The organism is Pseudomonas asiatica, from assembly GCF_040214835.1.
GTDB lineage: Bacteria > Pseudomonadota > Gammaproteobacteria > Pseudomonadales > Pseudomonadaceae > Aquipseudomonas > Aquipseudomonas putida_Z.
Map to the genome: position 1 here is coordinate 2816165 of NZ_CP157874.1, position 23061 is coordinate 2839225.

The following is a 23061-nucleotide window of genomic DNA, read 5'->3' on the forward strand; positions in this document are numbered from 1 at the left end:
CAGGGGATTTCATCGGCTGCGAGGACTTAGTCCTGGCGGCTGGTCACTTCGAGCAAGTGGTAGCCGAACTGGGTCTTCACCGGGCCTTGCACGGTATTGATCGGGGCGCTGAACACCACGGTGTCGAACTCCTTGACCATCTGGCCCGGGCCGAACGAGCCCAGGTCACCGCCCTGGCGGCTGGACGGGCAGGTGGAGTTGGCTTTGGCGATTTCAGCGAAGTCGGCGCCTGCTTCGATCTGGGCTTTCAGTTCGTTGCATTTATCGATGCTGCTGACCAGGATGTGGCGGGCGGTTGCACGGGCCATGGGTACTGCTCCTTGGGGTAAAAAAGGCAAGCCTAGCGCACTTGTCCGGGGTATGTCTCGCCAGGCTTGCAACCCGCTGCCTAGAGTTTTTGTGCCGCCTCGCGCAACAGGGTTTCGGTCGAAGCCCAGCCCAGGCAACCGTCGGTGATCGACACGCCGTATTTCAGCGCGCCCTTGCCCAGCGCCTGGCAGCCGTCGAACAGGTGCCCTTCGATCATCACGCCGACGATCGAACGGTCGCCGGCCAGGCGCTGCTCCAGCACATCGTTGAAAACCGCCGGCTGGCGCGCCGGGTCCTTGCCGCTGTTGGCATGGCTGCAATCGACCATGATCCGCGCCTGCAGCCCGGCCTTGGCCAGCGCCTGGCGGGCCATGGCGATGCTGTTGGCGTCAAAGTTCGGGCCCTTGTGGCCGCCGCGCAGCACCAGGTGGGTGTCCGGGTTGCCCAAGGTCTCGATGATGGCCGGGTAGCCCTGCGCATCCATGCCGAAGTGGCGGTGCGGGTGGGCGGCGCTGCGCATGGCGTCGCTGGCGATGGCGATGCCGCCGTCGGTGCCGTTCTTGAAGCCGACCGGCAGCTCCAGGCCACTGACCATTTCGCGGTGGATCTGCGACTCGGTGGTGCGCGCGCCAATCGCGGCCCAGGCCAGAAGGTCATCGAAGTAGCCGGCGGCCATTGGCTGCAGCAGTTCGGTGGCAACCGGCAGGCCGCGTTCGATCATGTTCAGCATCAGCCCGCGGGACAGGGCGATGCCGGCGTGCATGTCGTCGCTGCCATCGAGGTGCGGGTCGTAGGCAAGGCCTTTCCAGCCGACCGTGGTGCGGGGTTTTTCGATGTAGGCGCGCATCACCAGCAGCAGCTTGTCGTCGACTTCGCGGCTGAGGGCGGCCAGGCGGTCGGCGTATTCCAGGGCCGAGCGCGGGTCGTGGATCGAGCACGGGCCAACGATCACCAGCAGGCGCTGGTCGCGGCCTTCGAGGATGTCGCGGATGGCCTGGCGGTGGGCATGGACTTGCTGGGTAAGTTCGCTGGACAGCGGCATTTGCTGTTTGAGCAGGTGCGGGCTGGGCAGGCGCTGGCTGACGGTGTTGTTGGCCGCTTGCGGCTGGGTCAGGGCGAGGCTGGAAGCTTGCATGGCGTTTTTTCCCTGGGCGGACGGCGGGTTCTGGCCCGCATGGTCGGCCCTATCGAGGTGTTCGACAGATCGTTGAATTCGTATTGGCTGCTGCATTGCCACCTGTGGAAGACCGAACGGAGGCGGCAGGCTGGCCCGAACGGGATTGGCTAAATCGCCAGGCGTAGGTGTTTGCGTAGTAATAAGTGGCGTAGTTCATGAATCTGTCCTCAATGTGAATCGGTGTTGTTCAAAGGCCTGAAAAGCAAAACCCCCGGTCGGGGAGCCGACCGGGGGTTTGAGTATTCTCATGTTCGGCGGCCCCTCGAAGGTGGGCGCCGTGTGGGTATCGGCGCCTAGTGGCTAAACCAATACCCAAAGTAATAGCTGGCAGGTGCCACGCAACTGGCAACGGCCAGCACAGGGCGCAGGCTGCGACCGGTGTGGTTGGCGTGGTTGCGGGTGTGTTTCGGCATGTTGCTCTCCAGTGAATGAGCCCGAGCTTACTTCAGTTCGGCCGGGCCATTCAATGGATAAATGCTATGGGGGTGATCAATTGTTTTTGTACCGCACGGTTCAATGGCCATAGCGCCCGACCAGGCTCTGCGCCCCTAGCGCGTGGCCTTGCAGCAGTTGCAGCAGGCCGCTGCGGTCCAGGCCTTCGGGCAGGGTGCCCAATGGCAGGTCGGTGGCGATCAGCGTCAGTGCGTAGTGGTGCGGGTTGTCGCCGGCGGGTGGGCAGGGGCCGCGGTAGCTGAGCGTGCCCCGCGAGTTGCGCCCCACGGTCACGCCTTGCCCGGTCAGCCCGGCGACGCCTTCCTTCAACCCATCCTGGGCCGGGTCGATGTTGTAGGCGATCCAGTGGACCACGCCAATGCCCTTGCCGCCGTCCGGGTCGAACATGATCAGGGCCAGCGACTGGGTGCCTGCGGGGAGGTTGTCCCAGCTCAGTTGCGGGGTGCGCTCTTCGCCGGCACCACAGGCCGGGTCCGGGCCAACCTGTTGCAAGGCGATCACGCCGCCATCGGTGAACGACGAAGAGCTGATCGACAGTGCGCCCTGGCCGCCAGCGACGGCCAGGGCGCTGCACGGCAGCAGGGCGGCGAGCAGCCAGGGTTTGAGGTTCATGGTGAATCCTTGGCAGGGCGTTCCGGCGCAGTGTAGCCCAGGCCGGCCTCAATGGCTGTCCTGGTCCTCGGCGGTGCCACCCGAGTGCCCGGCGCCGGAGCCGGTGGCTTCGCCGGTGCTGTTGGAGCCACCAGCGGCGCCGTCGGCGGCATCGCTGTTGCTGCCGGTGTCGCTGCTGTCGTTGGCTTTGCTGCTGCCTGGGCTGTTGACGCTGCTGTCTTCACCGGCGGTCTTGCCACCGTACTGGTCGGTTTGCGGGCGGCTGTCGGTGTCTGTGTCGGTGGCGGCGAAGCTGGTGCCAGTGACGCTGGCAAGGGCAAGGGCAAGGCACAGTGAGAGTGGGCGAATGCGGATCATGGAACGTCTCCTTTGCGGATGATCTGTCATTCGTTGGGCTGGGGGCGGGGAGTGGGGTGCCGTCTGGGCGACGGATGGTCATTGTTGCGGGCTGCCGTGCAGCCCGCTCGATTGCAAGGGGGCCGCGCAGGCCCCGAGGAAGGCGATCAGCGGCAGTTGCCCGCCTTGCGATAACCCGCTGCCTGCGCCTCACCCTCTGTGGCGAAGGTGACCTGGTTCTTCGCGGTAACCTGGGTATAGCCCGGGCAGCCGACGGAAAGGTGATAGACGTGGCTGTTGCGGTTGCCAAGCACCGCCCCCACCGACCCGGCACTGGCCAGGCTCGGCTTGGCCTCTGGCTTGGCAGCCTTCGCCGGCACCGCTTGTACCACGCCACTGCCGACCGGCTTGTAGTTGGCGGTCCATTTGCGTTCCCCGGTCACGAAGGGGTTGGCATGCCCCATGATCGCGGCAATGCGCCGGTCACGCTCTTTCTCCCAGGCCGACACCGGGTGCTGTTTGTCCCAGGCCATCAGCAACTGCTGCTGTTGGCGCGACATGCTCAGCTTGTAACGGTCGTACATGTAGAAGGTGGTGCGGGCGACCAGGCCTTTCACTTCGTCACGCGGTTCGGCAGCACGCTGTACGAAGTCGACCTTGGTGGAGCACTGCCCGTATTGCCCTGCATTGCCAGCAACCATGCCGTAGTTGAAATTGCTGCGGTCGCCGTTGACCTCGCCCACTGCCGGGTACAGGTTGAACAGGTCGGCCTCCATGGCGCGGAACACCGGGTCGTCATCCACGCAATGCTCGCGGCCACCGTTCTTCCAGCACTGGCGCTGGTTGCCGAAGGTGTAGGCCGGCACGATGTGCTCCCATTCGGTGCGTTCGGCGCGGTTCTGCTGCTTGCGTGTCTGATAGCCGCAAGAGGCGGCATCGATACGCCCGCCAGACTTGCCCACCCAGGCCCATTTGCAACCGCAGTACAGGTCGCCCATGGCACTGCTGGCCTGGTCCATGTACACCTTCTGCTTGGCCACCACCTTTGCCTCGGTGAAGGTCGCCGGTGGGCTGGCAAGGGCGGGCAGGGTAAAGGAAAACAGTAAGGATACGGCGTAAAGCAGTGATTTCATGGGGAAAACATATTTCAGGTTGGGGCGTGCATTGTAATCATTTCCTTGGGGCTGGCCAGCTCGCTGATCCACACCAGTGGGCGGCGCGGGTCGTCGCTGCCCATGCTGCTGAACGTGGCCGAGTCGAGCATGGCCTTGAGTTGGGTTGCCATGCGCAGCAGGCGCTCGATGAAGCCGGTGCCGACGGCGCCGGTGTCCTCCAGGGAAACACCGCTCTGGTTGTGCTGGATTGCCAGGTGGTAGTGGCTGACCCCGGCACCGTTGCCACTGCCGCCCAGCACCACGGTGAAGCGCGGGCCGAGCAGCCCGGCCAGGCGCTGCTGGACCAGGTCGAGTAGCGCGACCGGGACTTCGTCGGGGCGCAGTGAAGTGGGGAAGCATGGTGTGAAGGGTGGCATGGGCATGTCCTGCTGGGCGGGGTACGAGTCCTGGCCAGCTTAAGCAAGGTCACTGTCAACTTGGGTTAAGCAGGGGTAAAAGCGGGTAATGCTCAACGCCAGCGCGTTACGGCATCAGGCATCAGAAGGTCTGCCCCAGCGAGAACTGGAAGATCTGGGTTTCTGCCCCATCCGGCTTCTTCAGCGGTGCCGCCAGGCTGAAACTCAACGGCCCCATTGGGCTGTACCAGGTCACGCCAACCCCCAGCGACACGGCCATCTGTGCCAGGTCCACGCTGCCGCAGCCCTGGGTGGTCGACAGGTAGCAGGTGTCGGCGTACACGTTGCCGGCATCGACGAACACCGAGCTGCGCAGCTGGCTCTGGTCCTTCACGAACGGCAACGGGAAGATGTATTCGGCGCCGCCGGCAATCAGGATGTTGCCGCCCAGCACGTCGGTGTCACGGTCGGAGTAATAGGCTTGTCCTGCGCTGGCGTAGGTGCCGGTGGCCGGGGTATTGCGCGGGCCGAGGCTGCCGTCCTTGAACCCGCGCACCGAACCCAGCCCACCTGCGGTGTAGCTTTCATAGAACGGCAGCCCGTCGGTGGAGCCATAGCCGTCGCCGTAGCCCAGGCTGGTATGCAGGCGCAGCGAAGTGTTGCTGGTTAGCGGCAGGTAGGTCTGGCCGCTGTAGTCCAGCTTGTAGAACGACAGGTCGCTGCCAGGGGTGGTGGCCATCAGCGTAAGGCTCTGCGAGTGGCCGCGGGTAGCCAGCACGCCTTTGTTCAAGGTCGATTCCGACCAGCCGATCGAGGCCTTGAGGTTGTTGAAACTCTTGCCTTCGCGGGCGATGAAGTCGTAGATCTCGTCGGCGCTGTAGGTGCCGGGCGAGATATTGTCGTGCTGCAGGGTCAGGCCATAGGTCAGGCGCGAGGTTTCGTTGATCGGGTAGCCAAAGCTGACCCCGGCACCGTAGCTGTCGATCGCGTAATAGGAAACGCCGTCGTCGTAGTAATCGCTGTAGTCGGTGCTGTTGTAGAACAGGTTGTAGCCCAGGCTGACGCCATCGGCGGTGAAGTAGGGGTCGGTGAAGCCGAAGTTGTACTTGGTCTGGTACTCACTGCGGGTCAGGCCGATGGACACCTTGTTACCGGTACCGAGGAAGTTGCTCTGGCTGATCGAACCACCGAGGATCAGGCCGGCGCTCTGGGCGAAACCGACGCTGGCGGTGATCGAGCCGGAAGCCTGCTCCTCGACGCTGTAGTTGACGTCGACCTGGTCGTCGGTGCCCGGCACCGGCGGGGTCTCGACGTTCACTTCCTTGAAGAAGCCCAGACGCTCCAGACGGGTCTTGGACTGGTCGATCAGGTAGGTCGAGGCCCAGCCGCCTTCCATCTGGCGCATTTCGCGACGCAGCACTTCGTCTTCGGTCTTGGTGTTGCCGCGGTAGTTGATGCGGTTGACGTAGGCACGCTTGCCCGGGTCGACCACGAACATGATGTCGACGGTGTGGTCTTCATCGTTCGGCTGCGGCACGCCGTTGACGTTGGCGAAGGTGTAGCCTTCGTTACCCAGGCGGCGGGTGATCAGCTCGGAAGTGCTGGTCATCACCTTGCGCGAGAACACCTGGCCAGGCTGCACCAGCAGCAGCGACTTGATCTGGTCTTCCGGCACCTTCAGGTCACCGGACAGCTTGACGTCGCGAACGGTGTACTTCTCGCCTTCGTTGATGTTGACGGTGATGTAGACGTGTTTCTTGTCCGGCGTGATGGACACCTGGGTGGAGGCGATGTCCATGTTGATGTAGCCGCGGTCCAGGTAGTAGGAACGCAGGCGCTCCAGGTCACCGGAGAGCTTTTCGCGGGCGTACTTGTCGTCGTTCTTGAAGAACGACAGCCAGTTGGTGGTCTTCAGCTCGAACAGCTGCGCCAGGGTCTCGTCGTCGAACACGTTGTTGCCAACGATGTTGATGTGCTGGATGGCGGCGACGGTGCCTTCGTTGATCTTGATCTTCAGTGCCACACGGTTGCGCGGCTGCGGCACCACCTCGGCGTCGACCTCGGCCGAGTAGCGGCCCTGGGCCACGTACTGGCGCTGCAGTTCGTTACGCACACCTTCGAGGGTGGCACGCTGGAAGATCTCGCCTTCGGCCAGGCCGGATTGCTTCAGGCCCTTCATCAGGTCTTCGGTGCTGATGGCCTTGTTGCCTTCGATCTCGATGCTCGACACCGACGGGCGCTCGACCACGTTGATGATCAGGACATTGCCATCGCGGTTCAGCTGGATGTCCTGGAAGAAGCCGGTCTTGAACAGGGAACGGGTCGACTCCACCAGTCGGCGGTCATCGGCCTGGTCGCCGACGTTCAGCGGCAAGGCACCGAAGACACTGCCGGCGGAAACCCGCTGCAGGCCGTTGACGCGGATGTCGGCGATCCTGAAGGGGGAGGCCTGGGCCAGCGTGGCGTTCAGCAGCAGGACGGAGAGCAACAGGCGCGGGTAGTTCATCGAGGGTTCCAGACAAGCGGATTCGGAGGGAGCAAGCGCGGGCAACCCGCATGCAGCGGGCGATGAGGATACGGGCGGGCTATGTTCGGCGCGGTTAGCCGAGGGTAAAGATGTGTAAAGTCCGACCGGCCGGCGGTGACAGTGCCGGCCGCCGGGGCGATCATTGCAACCCCTGAAATCACGATTCCTGGCCCTGATGATCCCTGTGCTGCTGGTCGACGATGACCGCGAACTCACCGAAATGCTCTCCTTGTACCTGGCCCGCGAAGGGTTCCAGGCCACCGCCGTCGGCACTGGCGAGGAGGGCGAAGCCCAGGCATTGACCGGCAACTATCAGGTGGTGGTGCTGGACGTGATGCTGCCGGGCATTTCGGGCATCGAAGTGCTGCGGCGCGTGCGCGCGCGCAGCCAGGTACCGGTGCTGTTGCTGACTGCCCGTGGCGACAACATCGACCGCATCGCCGGCCTGGAGCTGGGTGCCGATGACTATGTGCCCAAGCCCAGCTCCCCCGGCGAACTGGTGGCGCGCCTGCGGGCGATCCTGCGCCGTGTTCAGCCGCAACTGATGGGCGAAGGCATGGTGCCCGAACAGGTGCGCAGCGGTGCCCTGAAGATGTGGCCCGGTCGACGCGAGGCGCACTGGGGCGCTGCCATCCTCGAGCTGACCGGCTCCGAGTTCAGCCTGCTCGAAGCGTTGGCCCGCCAGGCCGGCCAGCTGGTCAGCAAGCAGGACCTGTCGCTCAATGCCCTGGGCCGGCCGCTGACCCGTTACGACCGGCGCATCGACGTACACATCAGCAGCATCCGGCAAAAGCTCGGGCCGCGCGCCGATGGCAGCAGCTGGATCCAGAGCGTGCGCGGCATGGGCTACATGCTGATCGTCGAATGATGCGCCAGCGCCTGTTCTGGAAGCTGTTCCTGGCCTTCTGGCTGGCCAACACCCTGACCTTCCTGGTGGGCGCGGGCGCCTTCATGCTCAATGACCTGCGTGGTGATACCCCGGCGCTGCGCTCGCTGCTGGCCACCGAACTGCAGCTGTTGCAACGTTACGGCGAGCAGGCTGGCCGACAGTTGCTCGAGGTCTCGCCGCAGCCGCCGGATGTGCAGGTGGGCCTTTACGATAGCCAGGGCCGGTTGCTGGCCGGCAGGGCGGTGCCAGTGGCCCGGTTCGAGCAGGCGCAGAGCGATCGCGACGGCCGCCCGCTGGTGCTGCGCGCTTCGGTGGCCACGACCATTGGCGAGCCACCACGCCCGCGCGGCATGGGCCCGCTGTTTACCGGCACGCTGATGAGTGCGCTGTTCGCCTTCCTGTGCAGCCTGTACCTGACCCGCCCGCTGGCCTGGCTGCGCGAAGCAATGGGCCAGGTCGCCCAGGGTCGTTTCGAGGTGCGGGTCAAACCCAGGCTGGGCAAACGCCGTGACGAAATCGTCGAACTGGCCGAAGACTGCGATCGCATGGCCGGTCAGCTCAAGGCGTTGGTGCAGGCGCAGCAGAACCTGCTGCACGATATTTCCCACGAACTGCGCTCGCCTCTGACCCGCATGCATGCCGCCATCGGCCTGATGCGCCAGCAACCGGACCGGCTCGACATGCTTGAACGGGTGGAGCGCGAGTCGCGGCGCATGGACGACCTGATCGAGCAACTGCTGACCCTTGCTCGCGCCCAGTCCCGGCAGGGCGACGACTTCGCCACCCTCGATGTGGTCGAACTGCTGGCGCAGATCGTCGAAGACGCCCGCTTCGAGGCCGGCATGAAGCAGTGTCAGGTTTGCTTGCAGGCCCAGGGCACGTTTATCACTCATGGGCATGAAGAACTGCTGTACCGGGCGTTCGAGAACATCATTCGTAATGCCGTGCGCTACACCGCAGCAGGTACCGAGGTGTTGGTCGAGGCCGCGCTGGCGCCGGGCGGGCAATGGTTGCAGGTCAGCGTCAGCGACCATGGCCCGGGTGTCGAGCCGGCGCGCCTGCAGCGCATCTTCGAGCCATTCGACCGCGGCACCGACAGTAACGGTGACGGCTTTGGGCTGGGCCTGGCGATTGCCCAGCGGGCCGTTGCCTTGCACGGCGGCAGCATCACCGCATTGGCCGCCGCGAGTGGCGGGTTGCGGGTGCGCATCGAGCTGCCGCAGGCAAACCCTGCGTGAGCAAGGCCGCTCCAAGGGAACTGCACTTATTGAATTAGCAGGGCCCCTGTGGGAGCGGCTTTAGCCGCGAACACCGGCGCAGCCGGTGCCATGCACCGCGTTGGATTCTTCGCGGCTAAAGCCGCTCCCACAGGTACATCGCTGTTCTCGAGGTTGTCGCTGTACCTGTGGGATCGCAATCGCAATAAAGGCTTCAAGGCGTGAGGGTCGGCACGAACATGCCCGTCTTCACATTGCTCATCGACACCAGCGTCTTGAAGCGCTTGACGTTGTTGTTCTCGAAGAACAGTTCGCGCGTCAGCTGGGTGTACTGCTCCATGTGCCGCACCAGCATGATCAGCACGAAATCGCACTCTCCGGCCACGTAGTAGCACTGCTGCACCTGCGGGCAGGCGAGGAAGGTGCGTTTCATCTCGTCCAGCAGGTCCAGCCGCTCGTTCTCCACTTCAACCTCGGTGATCACCGTCAGCGTGTACCCAAGCTGCTCCGGGTTCACCTGTGCCACCGTGCCACGGATCACGCCGTCGGCCGCCAGCTTCTTCAACCGCCGATTGACCGCTGCCGAGGACAGGTTGACCTGCGCACCGAGGTCCAGCTGTGAAGTACCAGCGTCGCGCTGCACGGCATCGAGCAGGGCCAGATCGAAGTGATCGAGGGGCATGAAGGGGCCTCTGTAGGTAAACAGCGGTAAACGCCGGGAATGCGTAATAAAAGTGCGCGCGAAGGCAAAAAATCAAGCTTTTCGTACATGGTGAGCGAATAGAATTCTCCCATGAGCAAAAACGGCGGTGTAGAGCCAAGGCTTTGCACCCAGGGAGAAACGGTTGATGAATGCGAGTACCCCACTGCAACTGAACGGCGCTTTGCTGCTGCAGCAGATCCGTGCACTCGGCCAGGTAGGCGCTGACGCCACCCACGGCGGGCGCACCCGGATTGCCCTGAGCGATGCCGAAAAGGCCGGGCGCGACCTGCTGGTCGGTTGGATGCGCGAACTTGACCTCGACGTGCAGGTCGACCGCATCGGCAACATTTTCGGTACTTTGCGCGCTGCCGCCGACAGCGGTGAGCAACGCCCACTGATGATGGGTTCGCACATCGATACCGTTACCAACGCCGGAGCCCTGGATGGCTGCTATGGCGTGCTGGCCGGGTTGGCGGTGATTCGGGCCTACCGTGATGCCGGGCGCTTGCCTGAGCGTTCGATCACGGTCGGCGCATTCACCAATGAAGAGGGTGTGCGCTACCAGCCCGACATGATGGGCTCACTGGTATATGCCGGCGGCCTGCCCTTGCAGCAGGCGCTGGACACCCTTGGCACAGACGGTACGCGGCTTGGCGATGAACTGGCGCGCATCGGCTATGCCGGCACGCTGGAGCCTGGCGCCATCGTGCCGCATGAATACCTCGAACTGCATATCGAGCAGGGGCCGATCCTCGAAGCCGAGAACACCCTGATTGGCGTGGTCGAGAACCTGCAGGGCATTTCCTGGCAGCAAGTAGAGGTGAAAGGGCACGCCAACCATGCCGGCACCACGCCGACCCACCTGCGTCATGACGCAGGCTTCGTCGCCGGTGCCATCGTTGCCGAGTTGCGCGCCATGGCCGTGGATTCCGGCACGACCCTGGCCACGGTGGGCTGCATGCAGTTCGAGCCGAACGTGATCAACGTCATCCCGCGCAAGGCCACCTTCACCGTCGACCTGCGCGACCCCGACGAAACTTGCCTGGCTTACGCCGAAAGCCGCCTGAGTCAATACCTGGAGGCGCTTGCCGAGCGTGAAGGGGTGACCATTACCACCGAGCGCCTGGTGCGTTTCGAACCGGTGATCTTCGACGCAGGCCTGGCGGATGCCATAGAAGCCTCGGCGCAGCGTTTCGGCTTCAGCCACCGGCGCATGACCTCCGGTGCTGGCCACGACGCGCAAATGATCGCCCGCATTGCCCCCGCCGCGATGATCTTCGTGCCCAGCCAGGGCGGCATCAGCCACAACCCGCGTGAGCATACCGACGACGAGCAACTGATCCAGGGCGCCCAGGTACTGCTGGATGTGGTCAGCCGTCGCCTGACCCACCCCTGATCCCCACTGTAATGCCCCGCCCGCTGAAGCCTGGTTTCAGCGGCATGGGCTTCCTGTTGCCTGCAGAAAGGAGTACCGCATGTTTGTTTCCAACCCCAAGGCTGGTCGCCGGCCTTACCCGCAAGCGTTGCAAGAGGTGATGAGCATTGCCAGGGCTGAAGAAAGCCGCCAGTGGCTGGCCGGCTGGGCGCGCTTGAACGCTGGCGCTACGCCGCTGTACACCCTGCCTGACCTGGCTGCCGAGCTGGGTGTTGCCCAGGTGTCGGTGAAGGATGAATCGGTGCGCTCGGAACTGGGCAGCTTCAAGGCCCTGGGCGCGCCGATTGCCTTGGTCCGGCTGATCCGGCGTACCTTCCCCGCGCAGCAGTTCGACCCGCGTGGCTTGCTGGAAGGCCAGTACGCCGACCTGCTGGCGCAGTTCACCGTGGTCAGCGCCACCGATGGCAACCATGGCAAGGGCCTGGCGGCCGCCGCGCAAAGTATCGGCTGCCGCTGCGTGATCGTGCTGCATGCCAACGTCAGCATCGAGCGCGAACAGGCGATCGCGGCCTATGGCGCACAGATCGTGCGCATTGCAGGCAATTACGACGAGTCGGTCGAGCATGCTGCGGAGCTGGCGACCAGCAATGGCTGGACCGTGGTTTCCGATACCTCCTATGAAGGCTACGAAGTGATCCCGCGTGACGTGATGCAGGGCTACGGCACCATTGCTGCGGAAATCATCGAAGCCACTGCCGGGCAACCGCCGTTCACCCACGTGTTCCTGCAGGGCGGGGTGGGCGGCCTGGCGGCCGGCATCGTCAGCTACCTGTGGGAGCACTACGGCGCACAGCGCCCGCTGTTGGTCATGGTCGAACCGGAGCAGGCGGACTGCCTGTACCAGAGCGCCTTGCTCGGCAAGCCGGCCAGGGCGACCGGCTCGGTGGACTCGGTAATGGCAGGCCTGGCGTGCGGCGAGACATCGCCGCTGGCCTGGCGCTTCCTGGAGCCGAGCGTCGATTACTTCATGACCATCAGCGATGACCAAGCTGTCGCCGCCATGCGCCGTCTGGCGGCTGGCAGCGCTCGCGACATTCCGCTGGTTGCCGGTGAGTCCGGCGTCGCCGGCCTGGCCGGGCTTGCCCACCTGGTAACGGATGCTGGCGCATCTGCCGACCTGGGTATCGACGGCAACGCCCGCATCCTCTTCATCAGTACCGAAGGCGCCACCGCCCCCGGCGTATATGCCGACCTGCTGGGCGAGTCGGCCAGCTCGGTACTGGCCCGCCAGCAAGCCTGGCGCGTTGAAGTTTGATTCGGGGGCCGCATTGCGGCCCTATCGCGACGCAAGGCCGCTCCCACAAAGATGGCCTCGTCCTAGAGGGCAATGCAGAACCTGTGGGAGCGGCCTTGTGTCGCGATAGGGCTGCGCAGCAGCCCCAAAGTACAGAACCGCATTCGGTCCTAGTGCCCACCCTTCATCCGCCGTGCCACCAGGTAGATCCCCAGCCCGACCAGCGCCGTAGCCGCGCCGATGTACCCGGTGCTGGTCCAGCCCATGCCTGCGGTAATCGCCATGCCGCCCAGCCACGGCCCCAGCGCATTGGCCAGGTTGAACGCCGCATGGTTGGAGGCCGCCGCCAGGCTTGGCGCTTCATGGGCAATGTCCATCAGGCGGATCTGCAACGGTGCCGCCAGGGCAATCATGGTGCCGACCAGGCCAATGCCCAGCAGCAGGCTCCACAGCGCCTGGGCGGCAAAGCTGAAGAACAGCAGCACGGCAATCGACCACACCAGCACCAGCCCGACGGCGCGGAACTGCAGGCGGTCGAACAGCTTGCCTCCGGCGATGTTGCCGACAATGCCACCGACGCCGAACGCCGCCAGGCCGAACGGAATCCACTGCGGCGACACCTGGGTCACCTGCAACATGGTCGGCGCCAGGTAGCTGAACACACAGAACATGCCGGCAAAGCCGATCGAGGCGATGCCCAGCGCCATCCACACCTGCGGCAGGGTGAAGGCTTGCAGTTCCTTGCGCGGGTCGCTGCGCACTTCATCGTGGCGCTGGGGCACGAAGCGCCAGACCAGGGCGATGGTGCACAGGGCGATCGCGCCAACCAGCACGAACGCCGAGCGCCAGCCGAAGTACTGGCCCAGCAAGGTGGCGATCGGGTTGCCGAGCAACATGGCCAGGGTCAGCCCCATCATCACCCGGGCCACGGCCCCCGCCCGCTGGTCCTTGGCTACCATGCTCGACGCCACCACCGCCGCGATGCCGAAGTAGGCGCCATGGGGCAGGCCGCTGATGAAGCGGAAGGCGACAAGGCCACCGAACGAGGGGGCGAAGGCGGTAGCCAGGTTGCCAAGGGCATACAGCGCCATCAACAACAGCAGCATGTGCTTGCGCAACAGCCGGGCACCGATGATCGCCAGTGTCGGGGCGCCGACCATCACCCCCAGCGCATAGGCGCTGATGGCATGGCCCACCTGGGGCTCGCTCAATTGCAGGTTGCTGGCGATATCGGGCATCAGGCCCATGATGGCGAACTCGCCGGTGCCAATGGCAAAGCTGCCCAGCGCCATGGCGGCTTCCATCTTCGCGACGGTAGTTTTGCTGGGGAGAGGGGGTAATTCCTGAACTGACATCTGGATCCTTGTTGAAACATGCTGAAACGTTCAAGGCGGGATCATAGTCAATCCGTGACGGTGACGTCGAGGAAGCTGGCCGGCTTCCTGGACCTGCGGCATGAACAGCACCTGTGGGAGCGGGCATGCCCGCGAAGAATCCAGCGCGGAGGATGGCACCGGCTGCGCCGGTGTTCGCGGGCACGCCCGCTCCCACAAGGCTCTGCACAAGCCTGGGAGGGGGATTACAACGTCAGCTTCTTGCTGAACTTGGTCTCCATGACAATGTGCGACGCCGTATGGGTCACACCCTTGATCATGTTTATACGGGTCAGTTCGGCATTCAGTTCGCCCAAGGTGTGGGTGGTCAGGTGGATGATGAAATCCATTTCGCCCGATACCGCGTACACCGCCTGCACCGACTCCATCTTGCGCAAGGTGGTCATCACGTCGGTGTAGCTCTTGTTGCTGCAGGAGGTCATGGTGAAGCAGTTGATCACCTGCTGCAGCTTGTCCTGGTCGATGCGCACGCTGTAGCCGGTGATCACGCCGGCATTTTCCAGGCGGTTGATGCGCTCCTGCACCGCCGAGCGCGACACACCCAGCTTGCGTGCCAGCGAGGCTGTGGGCTCGCGGGCGTTGGCCTGCAGCAGCGCCAGCAGTTGGCGGTCCTTTTCGGTAAGTTTGAACAGCGCGCCGGGGGGGAGGGCGTCCATGGCGATTCCTGGTTGTCGTTCTAGTTGTTGTACTGCGAGCGCGCTTCCTGGAACCGGTCCATCAGTTTCAGCCCGGCATACACCGCTTGTGCCGCAGCAGGCCCAAACGGTCCGCCGTTCCATTCCAGGCCATAGGCATCGAACAGGCGATAACGGTCGGTTTCGCCGCACACTGCCTCGGCGACTACCCTGGCGCCCACGGGTGCGGTGTTCATACCATGGCCCCCAAATGAAGTACAGGCCCACAACCCCGGGCCCAGAGGGCCGATGTGCGGCATCTTGTGGCGGGCGTAGCCCATCAGCCCGGACCAGGCCTTGGCGACTTTCAAACCCTGCAGCTGCGGATAAACGCTGAGGATGTCACGGGTCAGCAACTGCCCGAGGCGTTGTTCGTCCTGCAGATTGCGGGTGGTGATATGGCCACCCCACAGCAGGCGGTCACCTTCGACGATGCGGTAGTAATCCGAGGCGCGGCGGTTGTCGCCGACGGCATCCGTGGTACGTACCACGTCATTCAGGCGTTCACCCAGGTGTTCGGTGAGTACCACGTAGGTGGCGATCGGCAGGAAAGCTCGGCGCAGCCGGCCGAACTCGGCGCCGCCGTAACCGCCGCAGCAGTACACCACATCGGCACAGGTGACCGCGCCGTGGGCAGTGGTTACGCGGTGGCGCCCGGCCACGCGTGCTACCCGCAGCATGGGCGATTGCTCGTGGATACAGCCGCCGGCAAGCTCGACCAGCTCGGCCAGGCCCAGGCAGTAGTTCAGCGGGTGGAAATGAAAACCATGGCTGTCGCGCAGCCCCTGGTAGTAGCAGTCGGTGTTCAGGTGGCTGCGTAGCGTCGGGGTATCCAGGTATTCCATCTCGAAACCGAAGTCACGGGCCATGCGGTCGCGGGTGCGCTGCAGGTTGTCGGCGTCGTCGTAGCGCACCACGCTGAGTTTGCCGGTGGTCGCGGCACAGCCTGGCAGCTGGTGGCGGGCGATGGTGTCGCGGACGATATCGACGCCCTCCAGTGACAGCCGGAACAATGCCGCTGCTGTCGGCTTGCCGCAGCGCCGCTCGATGGCCGACAGCCCTTCGGACCAGCCCTGCAGCACGAAGCCGCCATTGCGCCCTGAGGCCCCCCAGGCCACTCGCGCGGCTTCCAGCAATACCACCGAGCGCCCGCGCGACAGCAGTTCCAAGGCTACGCTCAGGCCCGCCAGGCCGCCGCCGATGACGCATACATCGGCCCGGGTTTCGCCGGCCAAAGCCGGGCGCTGCGAGGCCGGGCGCATGGTTCCGGTGTAGTAGTTGTTGCTGTAGCTGGACATCGGCTGGGTCATCCTTTTACTGAGCGTTGCATGTTCTACGGGCACGCGGGGGCCGCACGCCCTTCAGCTGAGGGGCGCTGGCCTGTGGGTGATGGGGTTATTGCACTTGCGTGAGGTCGGCGCCGTACCACTTCTCGGACAGCTGCTTCAGCGTACCGTCGGCCTTCATGCTTTCGACGGCCTTGGCCAGTTCGGCATTGAAGGCGTCGTCGCCCTTGTCGGTGGCGATGGCCAGCGGTTCGTAGTAGGCGGGCTTGCCCTGCACCGGGGCAATCGGGTAACCGGCCTTGATCGCGCCCATGATGGTCGGCAGCGGCGACAGTGCGGCATCCAGGCGGGTGCCGTTGCCCATGCGCAGGTCATCCAGCGGGCCCATGCTGTCGCCGTAGGTCTGCACATCGCCAGGCTCCACGGTGTAGCTGAACGCAGGTACGTCCGCCGCGTCGATCTTCAGCCGGCGGTTGATGTAGTCCTCGGAGGTGGTGCCGGCCTCGACGCCGATGGTCTTGCCATTGAGGTCGGCAGCGCTGGCGCCAGCGGCATCCTTGTGCACTGCGAACATGTAGGGGGTGTAGTAGTAGATGGCCGGGAAGTCGAGTACGCGGCCACGTTCGGTGGTAGGCGTCATCGAACCGACCGACAGGTCCCAGCGGCTGGCCCAGCGCCCGGCAGTGATGATGCCGTACTCGGGGGTGACAAACGCTACCGTGGTGCCCATGCGCTTGCCGATTTCGTTGGCAACATCGATGTCGAAGCCCTTGAGGGTGTTGTCCTCGCCAAGGAACGACTGCGGTGGCCAGTTGGCGGCGGTGGCCACTTTCATGACCTTGCTCTGGTGGATGCGATCCAGGGTGGCGCCCGCCCAGGCGGCGCCGGTCATCAGGGCCAGGCTGCCGGCGACGGCAGTGAGGGCAAACAAGCGTGCAAGTGGGTTCATTCGGTAAGTCTCCGGGTATGCAATTGTTGTTGTGGTGTTGGCACAGCGGTAGACACAGGCCTCAGTGGCTGAGAATTTGCGAAAGGAACTCCCTGGCGCGGGCATGGCGCGGGTTGTCGAAGAAGTCGTTGGGCCGGGCCTGCTCGATGACCTGGCCTTGGTCCATGAAGATGATGCGGTCGGCGACCCGGCGGGCGAAGCCCATTTCGTGGGTGACACAGAGCATGGTGATGCCATCCTGGGCCAGCTCGCCCATCACATCGAGCACTTCCTTGACCATTTCCGGGTCCAGTGCCGAAGTGGGTTCGTCGAACAGCATGATCCGCGGCTTCATGCACAGCGCGCGGGCAATGGCTACCCGCTGTTGCTGGCCACCGGAAAGCTGGCCGGGGAATTTGTCGGCTTGGCTGGCGATGCGCACCCGCTCCAGGTACTCCAGGGCCAGGGCGCGGGCCTGGGCCTCGTTGAGCCTGCTGACCAGGCGCGGACCGAGCATCAGGTTTTCCAGCACGGTCAGGTGCGGGAACAGGTTGAACTGCTGGAACACCATGCCGACCTGGCGACGAATGGCGGCCACGCTGGCGGCATCACGGTCAAGCGGGTTGCCGGCAATCAGCACCTCGCCTTTCTGGAAGTCCTCCAGCAGGTTCAGGCAGCGAATCAGTGTGGACTTGCCTGAGCCTGACGGGCCGCAGACCACCACGATCTCGCCGCTGGCGATTTCCAGGTCGATACCCTTGAGTACATGAAAGTCGCCGTACCATTTCTGCAGACCGCGGATCGATACGGCGGCCTGGGCGGCAGCTGGGGTGACTACTTGGTTCATCGTGATGCTCCTCGATCAGCGGTGGGCGCGGTCGAAACGTTTTTCCAGGCGCGACTGCACGGCTTCGAGCAGGATCGACAGCACCCAGTACAGGACGGCGGCGGTAATCAGCATTTCCAGGTGGCGGAACTCTGCGCGGCCCTGTGTGCGAGCCAGGAACATCAACTCCCACACGCCGATCACTGACACCAGCGAGCTGTCCTTGAGCATGGAAATGAACTGATTGCCGGTGGGCGGGATGATCAGTCGCATCGACTGCGGCAGGATCACCCGGGTCATTGCCTGGAAGGGGGTCAGGCCAATTGCTCGCGAGGCTTCCCACTGCCCGCGCGGAATGCTGCTGATGCCGGCGCGGAAGATTTCCGTCATGTAGGCGCCATAGCACAGCGACAGGGCCAGGATGCCCGCCGGCACTGCACCGACCACGTAGCCGAGTTGGGGGATGCCGAGATAGATCAGGTAGATCTGGATCAGCAGCGGTACACCGCGGAAGAACGAGGTATAGAAACTGGCGATGGCGATGGCGAAGCCGTTGGACGACAAGCGTGCAGTCGCACCCATCAGGGCCAGGACGAAAGCGATGGCGATCGAGATCGTGGACACGTAGACGGTGGTGAACACCCCTTGGGTAATCATGAAGCCGACCTTGCTGGCGATGAAACTGTAAGACAGGTCGAAAGTGTCGAAGAACAGCAGGAACAGCAGCAACAGTTCGAACCAGACGGTGATTACCTGGGCCCGTAGCGCAAAGCGGCCGAGGATGAACAGATTCAGCACCAGGGTGACGGCCAAGGTGGCGGCCACGGCGATGTTGCGCATTAGCGGTGCCTGCAGGTCGAGCACGATCGGGCCCATCAGCCGGGCCAGGCTACCGTCGCCCACACCGTAGAAAAGGGCGAGTGCAAAGATCACGGCGGTGGTCAGGGCCATGAACGCAGGGTTGTCGGTCGCACGCGGTTTGACGATATGGTCTCTGTACATGGGGTCGTGCCTCACGGAGCTGGGCTCGTTTGTTGTTGTGAGGCCATTGTAGGGAGGCGAAGCGCAGGCAAGAACCTGACGGATTGCAACGATTGACAGGTTTGTAATGGCATTTGACGGGTGCATTGCCTGACATTTGCTGCCTGGGTCCCGTCAACTCGTTTGCCACCGGATGCGCCGGTATTCGCGGCTAAAGCCGCTCCCACAGGGATCACTGCAGGCTTGCGGTATGCACAACCCCTGCGGGAGCGGCTTTAGCCGCGAAGAGGCCGGAACAGGCTGGCCTCAACGCTCCAGGTAATGGGTCTGCGCGGCAAAATCGATGAAGCGCTTGCTGGCCAGCGACAGGTATTCCCCCGAGCGCCAGCACAAGCGGAAGCTCATCTGCTGCGCTGGCTGGAACGGTACGCCGACAATGCCCGGCGTGCGTTGTTGCACCGAGCGCAGCAGGGTCGCCACGCCCATGTTGTCCAGCGCGGCCTGTACCACCAGCGATACGAAGTTGCTCTGCAGTGCTACCTGGTATGTGATGCCATGTTCGGCGAAGAACGCATCCAGCAGGTGGCGCTGCACGAAGGTGCGGTCGAATACCACCATGTCGGTATTGCGCAGGTCCTCGGCCGTGAGGAAGGCCTTGCCGGCATAGGGATGGTCAGGGTGCATGCACGCCAGCATCTCGTCGCTGCCCAGCAGGATCGATTCCTTGTCGGGCGGCACGCGCCTGGACTCCAGCAGCGCCAGGTCGATTTCCCGTTGTTCCAGGCGATGGCCAATGTCCTCGGCACTGCCTTCGAACACGGTCATGGCAATGCCCGGGTACAGCTGGCGGAAGGCGTTCATCAAGCCGGGCACATAGTGCAGGCCGAACATCGGCGGGATACCCAGGCGCACTTCGCCGCGCTTCAGGTCGGCCATGTCGCGCAGTTCTTGCCGGGCCACATCCATTTCGCGCAGGGCCGATTCGATACGTGGCAGGAAGCGTTCGCCCTCGGCTGTCAGGATGACTTTGCGCGTGGTGCGGTTGAACAGGGTGACGCCCAGTTCTTCTTCCAGGCGGGTAACAGCCATGCTCAGTGCCGGCTGGGCAATATGCAGGTGCTGCGCGGCTTTGGTGAAGCTGCCTTGGCGCACGATCTCGACGCAGCAGCGCAATGCCTTGAGGTTCATTGAGGGGGTTTACCGTTCATAACAAACTGTGATGCCAAGCATCATAACAATATATTTATTATTATTAACCAGAGGGCCTACGATGCGCGCCACTGAGACATCCTGCAACATCTCAGTCACGCAGCTTAATAAATCTGCAATCCCACAAAGATTTTGAGGTAGTACCCCAAATGGCCAAGGCCGCCGATGTCGTTGTGCAATGCCTGGAAAACGAAGGTGTCGAGTATGTATTCGGCATTCCTGGTGAGGAAAACCTCGACCTGCTCGAATCCCTGCGCAAGTCGAAGATCAAGCTGGTACTTACCCGTCACGAGCAGTCCGCAGGTTTCATGGCTGCCACCTATGGTCGCCTGACCGGCAAGACCGGCGTCAGCCTGTCGACCCTCGGCCCTGGCGCCACCAACCTGGTCACCGCCAGCGCCTACGCCTACCTGGGCGGCATGCCGATGATGATGATCACCGGCCAGAAGCCGATCAAGAAGTCCAAGCAGGGCCGTTTCCAGATCATCGACGTGTGCGGCATGATGGACCCCATCACCAAGTACACCCACCAGTTCGCCTCCGCCGACAACATCCCTTCGCGCATGCGCGAAGCCTTCCGCCTGGCTGAAGAAGAAAAGCCGGGTGCCGTGCACCTGGAGCTGCCGGAAGACATCGCCGCCGAGCAGACCGACGCACTGCCGATCCCGCCAAGCCTGCACCGCCGTCCGCTGGCCGAGCACGTGGCGATCGACGCTGCCGTGCAAAAGCTGCTGAACGCCCGCAATCCGATCCTGGTGATCGGCGCCGGCGCCAACCGCAAGATGACCGCCAAGGTCCTCAAGCAGCTGATCGACAAGACCGGCATCCCGTTCATCACCACCCAGATGGGCAAAGGTGTGGTCGACGAGCGTCACCCGCGCTTCCTGGGCAACGCCGCGCTGTCGTCGGGTGACTTCGTGCACCGCGCCGTCGAAGCCGCCGACCTGATCGTCAACATCGGCCACGACGTGATCGAGAAGCCACCGTTCTTCATGGTCCGTGGCGGCACCGAGGTCATCCACATCAACTTCCGCTCCGCCGAAGTCGATGCCGTGTACTTCCCGCAGGTTGAAGTGATCGGCGACATCGCCAACGCCGTATGGCAGATCAGCGAAGCGCTGAACGACACTTCGCACTGGGACTTCACCCGCCTGATGGCGATCCGTGAAGCCAACGAAGCGCAGATCGCCGAAGGTGCCGACGACAACCGCTTCCCGGTCTACCCGCAGCGCATGGTCGCCGACATCCGTCGCGTGCTGCCGTCCGAAGGCATCGTTGCCCTGGACAACGGCATCTACAAGATCTGGTTCGCCCGCAACTACAAGGCGCACAAGCCGAACACCGTACTGCTGGACAACGCCCTGGCGACCATGGGCGCCGGCCTGCCATCGGCCATGGCCGCGCACCTGGTGCACCCGGACCGCCCGGTGATCTCGGTTTGCGGCGACGGCGGCTTCATGATGAACAGCCAGGAGCTGGAAACTGCAGTACGCCTGGGCATGCACATCACCGTGGTGATCCTGCGTGACGACGGCTACGGCATGATCCGCTGGAAGCAGGCCAACATGGGCTTCACCGATTTCGGCCTGGACTACGGCAACCCGGACTTCGTCAAGTACGCCGAAGCCTACGGTGCCAACGGCCACCGCGTGGAAAGCGCCGAAGGCCTGCTGCCGCTGCTCGAGCACTGCATCAAGACCCCAGGCGTGCACGTGATCGACTGCCCGGTCGATTACAGCGAGAACGACCGCATCCTCAACAGCGAGCTGCGTGAGCGCGCGCTGGCGGTGTAAGGCCTGACAGGTACGGCGCCACCTGAAGGCTGGCGCCGAACCTGTGTAGGAGCGGCCTTGTGTCGCGATGGGCCGCAAAGCGGCCCCCGGATTTCAGCGTCAACGCAACAATCGCCGGGGCTGCCATGCAGCCCATCGCGACACAAGGCCGCTCCTACAGGGACAGCGACCTGCCTCAGAATCCATCCACAGCATCGTTCAAAGGGCGAGTTCGGTGTCCTTGGCGGTGTAAGGCCTGACAGGATCGGCACTACCTCAAAGCTGGCGCCGAACCTGTGTAGGAGCGGCCTTGTGTCGCGATGGGCCGCAAAGCGGCCCCCCGGATTTCAGCGTCAACGCAACAATCGCCGGGGCTGCCATGCAGCCCATCGCCACACAAGGCCGCCCATACAGGGATAGCGACCTGAATCTTTGAGCCGGTGCCATCCACAGCATCGCTCAAAGGGCGAGTTCGGTGTCCTTGATATTGGCAATCGGGCCGAGAATGGCTGGGTCGAACGGTGCAAGCGCCTGCTGGCTCGCCAGGCGCCGCGGGTAGTCCGGATTTGCCAGCGCTGCCTTGCCGAGTGCAACCATATCGGCACCCTCATCCAGAACACTGTCGGCACGCTGCACATCCTGCAAGCCACCATTGGCAATCAGCAGGGCCCCAGGCGCATAACGCCGTGCCAGCTGTACCAGGCTGGCAGCACTGCTGGAAAACGCCGGTTGCCAGGCTTCGTGCTCGGTGACATGGATGAAGTCGACGCCCACATCACGCAGCGAGCCAAAGATGGCTTCCGCGTCCCGCTCGCCCCCCGCCCACTTGTGCCCGAAGTCGTTGACCTTGCCTTGGGAAATACGCACGCCAAGCGGCACATCACCCACGTTGGCGCGAACGGCCCTGACCACCTCGAGCGTCAGTTGCACGCGCCGCTCGGTGCAGCCACCCCAGCGATCGCTCCGTTGGTTGCTGTAGTCGGTAAGGAACTGGTCGAGCAGGTAACCGTTGGCACCGTGAATCTCGATACCATCGAAACCGGCGACCTGCATGGCCCGTTTTGCGGCATTGGCGAAACCGGTGATGGCATCGGCAATGTCTTCATCGGTCATGGCTTTGGGCTCTGCATAGCGCCCATCCCCATGGTAGAACGGCATCTGCTCGCCTTTGGGCCGAACCGCCGAAGGCGCCGCGGTTTCACGCTTGAAACGGTTGCCTTGGCTCAACGCGCCCGCATGCATCAGTTGCGCAAATACCGCGCCCTGGTGGGCGTGTATCCGTTCGACGACTGGTCGCCAGGTACTTGCCTGCTGCTCATCCGTCATGCCGGGCTGGTACCGGTAGCCCTGCGAGTACTGCTGGTCGGTATACAGGCCTTCGGTGATGACCAGGCCAAAGCCGCCTTTTGCGAAACGTTCGTAGTAGTGGGCCATGGCTGCCGTGGCATCACCGGTTTCGCTCGCGCTGACGCGGGTCATGGGCGCTACCGCCAGGCGATTGGGCAATGCCAGCCCAGCAATATCGATTTGCGTTAAAGTGCGTGTTTTGAAAGCTGTCATTGGATTTCTCTCGGATCAGGGCGCGCACA

21 protein-coding genes are annotated in these 23061 nt (G+C 63.7%); 5 read left to right on the top strand and 16 right to left on the bottom strand.

Annotated elements, in window-relative coordinates; genetic code table 11:
* Window positions 1-26: 26 nt before the first annotated feature.
* From ABNP31_RS12640 to bamA, 7 genes are all read right to left on the bottom strand, one after another.
* Window positions 27-308, bottom strand: a complete 282-nt coding sequence (locus ABNP31_RS12640; protein WP_015270259.1) for a peptidylprolyl isomerase — start codon at window positions 306-308, stop codon at window positions 27-29.
* 80 nt (window positions 309-388) lie between these two features.
* Window positions 389-1444, bottom strand: a complete 1056-nt coding sequence (locus ABNP31_RS12645) for a 3-deoxy-7-phosphoheptulonate synthase (protein ID WP_350013372.1) — start codon at window positions 1442-1444, stop codon at window positions 389-391.
* A gap of 555 nt (window positions 1445-1999) precedes the next feature.
* Window positions 2000-2551 carry a YbhB/YbcL family Raf kinase inhibitor-like protein gene (locus tag ABNP31_RS12650; RefSeq protein ID WP_025339230.1) on the bottom strand — a complete coding sequence of 184 codons (552 nt, stop codon included), beginning with the start codon at window positions 2549-2551 and terminating at the stop codon, window positions 2000-2002.
* A 48-nt stretch (window positions 2552-2599) separates the two neighbouring features.
* Complete coding sequence (locus ABNP31_RS12655) at window positions 2600-2908, bottom strand: hypothetical protein (protein ID WP_075045285.1); 309 nt, start codon at window positions 2906-2908, stop codon at window positions 2600-2602.
* Between the two features lie 146 nt (window positions 2909-3054).
* Window positions 3055-4020 carry an endonuclease gene (locus ABNP31_RS12660; protein ID WP_085616401.1) on the bottom strand — a complete coding sequence of 322 codons (966 nt, stop codon included), beginning with the start codon at window positions 4018-4020 and terminating at the stop codon, window positions 3055-3057.
* A gap of 14 nt (window positions 4021-4034) precedes the next feature.
* Entirely contained in the window at window positions 4035-4418 is a 384-nt protein-coding gene (locus ABNP31_RS12665) for a hypothetical protein (RefSeq protein WP_025339227.1), read from the bottom strand.
* Window positions 4419-4539: 121 nt separating this feature from the next.
* Window positions 4540-6903: an outer membrane protein assembly factor BamA gene (gene bamA / locus ABNP31_RS12670; RefSeq protein ID WP_350013373.1), complete on the bottom strand. Its 2364-nt coding sequence runs from the start codon at window positions 6901-6903 to the stop codon at window positions 4540-4542.
* Between the two features lie 196 nt (window positions 6904-7099).
* Between bamA and ABNP31_RS12675 the strand changes: the two genes are divergently transcribed.
* Window positions 7100-7792: a response regulator transcription factor gene (locus ABNP31_RS12675; protein ID WP_075045281.1), complete on the top strand. Its 693-nt coding sequence runs from the start codon at window positions 7100-7102 to the stop codon at window positions 7790-7792.
* Window positions 7789-9051, top strand: a complete 1263-nt coding sequence (locus tag ABNP31_RS12680) for a HAMP domain-containing sensor histidine kinase (protein WP_238066283.1) — start codon at window positions 7789-7791, stop codon at window positions 9049-9051. Before ABNP31_RS12675 ends, ABNP31_RS12680 begins: the two co-directional genes overlap by 4 nt.
* Window positions 9052-9244: 193 nt before the next feature.
* On the opposite strand, the gene ABNP31_RS12685 is transcribed toward ABNP31_RS12680, so the two are convergent.
* Window positions 9245-9712 carry an Lrp/AsnC family transcriptional regulator gene (locus ABNP31_RS12685; protein ID WP_025339219.1) on the bottom strand — a complete coding sequence of 156 codons (468 nt, stop codon included), beginning with the start codon at window positions 9710-9712 and terminating at the stop codon, window positions 9245-9247.
* 166 nt (window positions 9713-9878) lie between these two features.
* Here ABNP31_RS12685 and ABNP31_RS12690 point away from each other — a divergent pair, with 166 nt between their 5' ends.
* Both ABNP31_RS12690 and ABNP31_RS12695 read left to right on the top strand, forming a co-directional pair.
* On the top strand, window positions 9879-11129 hold the full coding sequence (locus tag ABNP31_RS12690; RefSeq protein WP_350013374.1) for a Zn-dependent hydrolase: 1251 nt from the start codon (window positions 9879-9881) through the stop codon (window positions 11127-11129).
* Between the two features lie 79 nt (window positions 11130-11208).
* Window positions 11209-12423 (top strand): diaminopropionate ammonia-lyase, encoded by a 1215-nt coding sequence (locus ABNP31_RS12695; RefSeq protein ID WP_085664884.1) that lies wholly within the window; start codon window positions 11209-11211, stop codon window positions 12421-12423.
* A gap of 149 nt (window positions 12424-12572) precedes the next feature.
* Here the strand turns inward: ABNP31_RS12695 and ABNP31_RS12700 are convergent, their stop codons facing one another.
* The 7 genes from ABNP31_RS12700 to ABNP31_RS12730 form a co-directional block, all read right to left on the bottom strand.
* Window positions 12573-13757: an MFS transporter gene (locus ABNP31_RS12700; RefSeq protein ID WP_085664883.1), complete on the bottom strand. Its 1185-nt coding sequence runs from the start codon at window positions 13755-13757 to the stop codon at window positions 12573-12575.
* Between the two features lie 224 nt (window positions 13758-13981).
* A complete protein-coding gene (locus ABNP31_RS12705) occupies window positions 13982-14452 on the bottom strand; it encodes an Lrp/AsnC family transcriptional regulator (protein ID WP_046614108.1) in 471 nt (156 codons plus the stop codon).
* 20 nt (window positions 14453-14472) lie between these two features.
* Window positions 14473-15768 (bottom strand): NAD(P)/FAD-dependent oxidoreductase, encoded by a 1296-nt coding sequence (locus ABNP31_RS12710; protein ID WP_085664882.1) that lies wholly within the window; start codon window positions 15766-15768, stop codon window positions 14473-14475.
* Between the two features lie 97 nt (window positions 15769-15865).
* Entirely contained in the window at window positions 15866-16705 is an 840-nt protein-coding gene (locus tag ABNP31_RS12715; protein ID WP_075045275.1) for an ABC transporter substrate-binding protein, read from the bottom strand.
* A gap of 61 nt (window positions 16706-16766) precedes the next feature.
* Window positions 16767-17531: an amino acid ABC transporter ATP-binding protein gene (locus ABNP31_RS12720; protein ID WP_085664880.1), complete on the bottom strand. Its 765-nt coding sequence runs from the start codon at window positions 17529-17531 to the stop codon at window positions 16767-16769.
* A gap of 15 nt (window positions 17532-17546) precedes the next feature.
* Complete coding sequence (locus ABNP31_RS12725) at window positions 17547-18512, bottom strand: amino acid ABC transporter permease (protein ID WP_085664879.1); 966 nt, start codon at window positions 18510-18512, stop codon at window positions 17547-17549.
* A 285-nt stretch (window positions 18513-18797) separates the two neighbouring features.
* The gene (locus ABNP31_RS12730; protein ID WP_025339213.1) at window positions 18798-19679 is read right to left on the bottom strand and encodes a LysR family transcriptional regulator; all 882 of its coding nucleotides are present in this window, start codon (window positions 19677-19679) and stop codon (window positions 18798-18800) included.
* 170 nt (window positions 19680-19849) lie between these two features.
* Here ABNP31_RS12730 and ABNP31_RS12735 point away from each other — a divergent pair, with 170 nt between their 5' ends.
* On the top strand, window positions 19850-21493 hold the full coding sequence (locus tag ABNP31_RS12735) for an acetolactate synthase large subunit (RefSeq protein ID WP_013972567.1): 1644 nt from the start codon (window positions 19850-19852) through the stop codon (window positions 21491-21493).
* Between the two features lie 438 nt (window positions 21494-21931).
* On the opposite strand, the gene ABNP31_RS12740 is transcribed toward ABNP31_RS12735, so the two are convergent.
* Window positions 21932-23032, bottom strand: a complete 1101-nt coding sequence (locus ABNP31_RS12740) for an NADH:flavin oxidoreductase (protein WP_350013375.1) — start codon at window positions 23030-23032, stop codon at window positions 21932-21934.
* Between the last annotated feature and the right edge of the window lie 29 nt (window positions 23033-23061).

Excerpts from the sequence above, each read along its gene's own strand:
- ABNP31_RS12680 (WP_238066283.1), top strand. The coding sequence starts at position 7,789 with ATGATGCGCCAGCGCCTGTTCTGGAAGCTGTTCCTGGCCTTCTGGCTG.
- ABNP31_RS12665 (WP_025339227.1), bottom strand. The coding sequence starts at position 4,418 with ATGCCACCCTTCACACCATGCTTCCCCACTTCACTGCGCCCCGACGAA.
- ABNP31_RS12705 (WP_046614108.1), bottom strand. The coding sequence starts at position 14,452 with ATGGACGCCCTCCCCCCCGGCGCGCTGTTCAAACTTACCGAAAAGGAC.
- ABNP31_RS12655 (WP_075045285.1), bottom strand. The coding sequence starts at position 2,908 with ATGATCCGCATTCGCCCACTCTCACTGTGCCTTGCCCTTGCCCTTGCC.
- ABNP31_RS12660 (WP_085616401.1), bottom strand. The coding sequence starts at position 4,020 with ATGAAATCACTGCTTTACGCCGTATCCTTACTGTTTTCCTTTACCCTG.
- ABNP31_RS12645 (WP_350013372.1), bottom strand. The coding sequence starts at position 1,444 with ATGCAAGCTTCCAGCCTCGCCCTGACCCAGCCGCAAGCGGCCAACAAC.
- ABNP31_RS12715 (WP_075045275.1), bottom strand. The coding sequence starts at position 16,705 with ATGAACCCACTTGCACGCTTGTTTGCCCTCACTGCCGTCGCCGGCAGC.
- ABNP31_RS12675 (WP_075045281.1), top strand. The coding sequence starts at position 7,100 with ATGATCCCTGTGCTGCTGGTCGACGATGACCGCGAACTCACCGAAATG.
- ABNP31_RS12650 (WP_025339230.1), bottom strand. The coding sequence starts at position 2,551 with ATGAACCTCAAACCCTGGCTGCTCGCCGCCCTGCTGCCGTGCAGCGCC.
- ABNP31_RS12640 (WP_015270259.1), bottom strand. The coding sequence starts at position 308 with ATGGCCCGTGCAACCGCCCGCCACATCCTGGTCAGCAGCATCGATAAA.
- ABNP31_RS12740 (WP_350013375.1), bottom strand. The coding sequence starts at position 23,032 with ATGACAGCTTTCAAAACACGCACTTTAACGCAAATCGATATTGCTGGG.
- bamA (WP_350013373.1), bottom strand. The coding sequence starts at position 6,903 with ATGAACTACCCGCGCCTGTTGCTCTCCGTCCTGCTGCTGAACGCCACG.
- ABNP31_RS12710 (WP_085664882.1), bottom strand. The coding sequence starts at position 15,768 with ATGTCCAGCTACAGCAACAACTACTACACCGGAACCATGCGCCCGGCC.
- ABNP31_RS12685 (WP_025339219.1), bottom strand. The coding sequence starts at position 9,712 with ATGCCCCTCGATCACTTCGATCTGGCCCTGCTCGATGCCGTGCAGCGC.
- ABNP31_RS12735 (WP_013972567.1), top strand. The coding sequence starts at position 19,850 with ATGGCCAAGGCCGCCGATGTCGTTGTGCAATGCCTGGAAAACGAAGGT.
- ABNP31_RS12725 (WP_085664879.1), bottom strand. The coding sequence starts at position 18,512 with ATGTACAGAGACCATATCGTCAAACCGCGTGCGACCGACAACCCTGCG.
- ABNP31_RS12720 (WP_085664880.1), bottom strand. The coding sequence starts at position 17,531 with ATGAACCAAGTAGTCACCCCAGCTGCCGCCCAGGCCGCCGTATCGATC.
- ABNP31_RS12690 (WP_350013374.1), top strand. The coding sequence starts at position 9,879 with ATGAATGCGAGTACCCCACTGCAACTGAACGGCGCTTTGCTGCTGCAG.
- ABNP31_RS12695 (WP_085664884.1), top strand. The coding sequence starts at position 11,209 with ATGTTTGTTTCCAACCCCAAGGCTGGTCGCCGGCCTTACCCGCAAGCG.
- ABNP31_RS12730 (WP_025339213.1), bottom strand. The coding sequence starts at position 19,679 with ATGAACCTCAAGGCATTGCGCTGCTGCGTCGAGATCGTGCGCCAAGGC.
- ABNP31_RS12700 (WP_085664883.1), bottom strand. The coding sequence starts at position 13,757 with ATGTCAGTTCAGGAATTACCCCCTCTCCCCAGCAAAACTACCGTCGCG.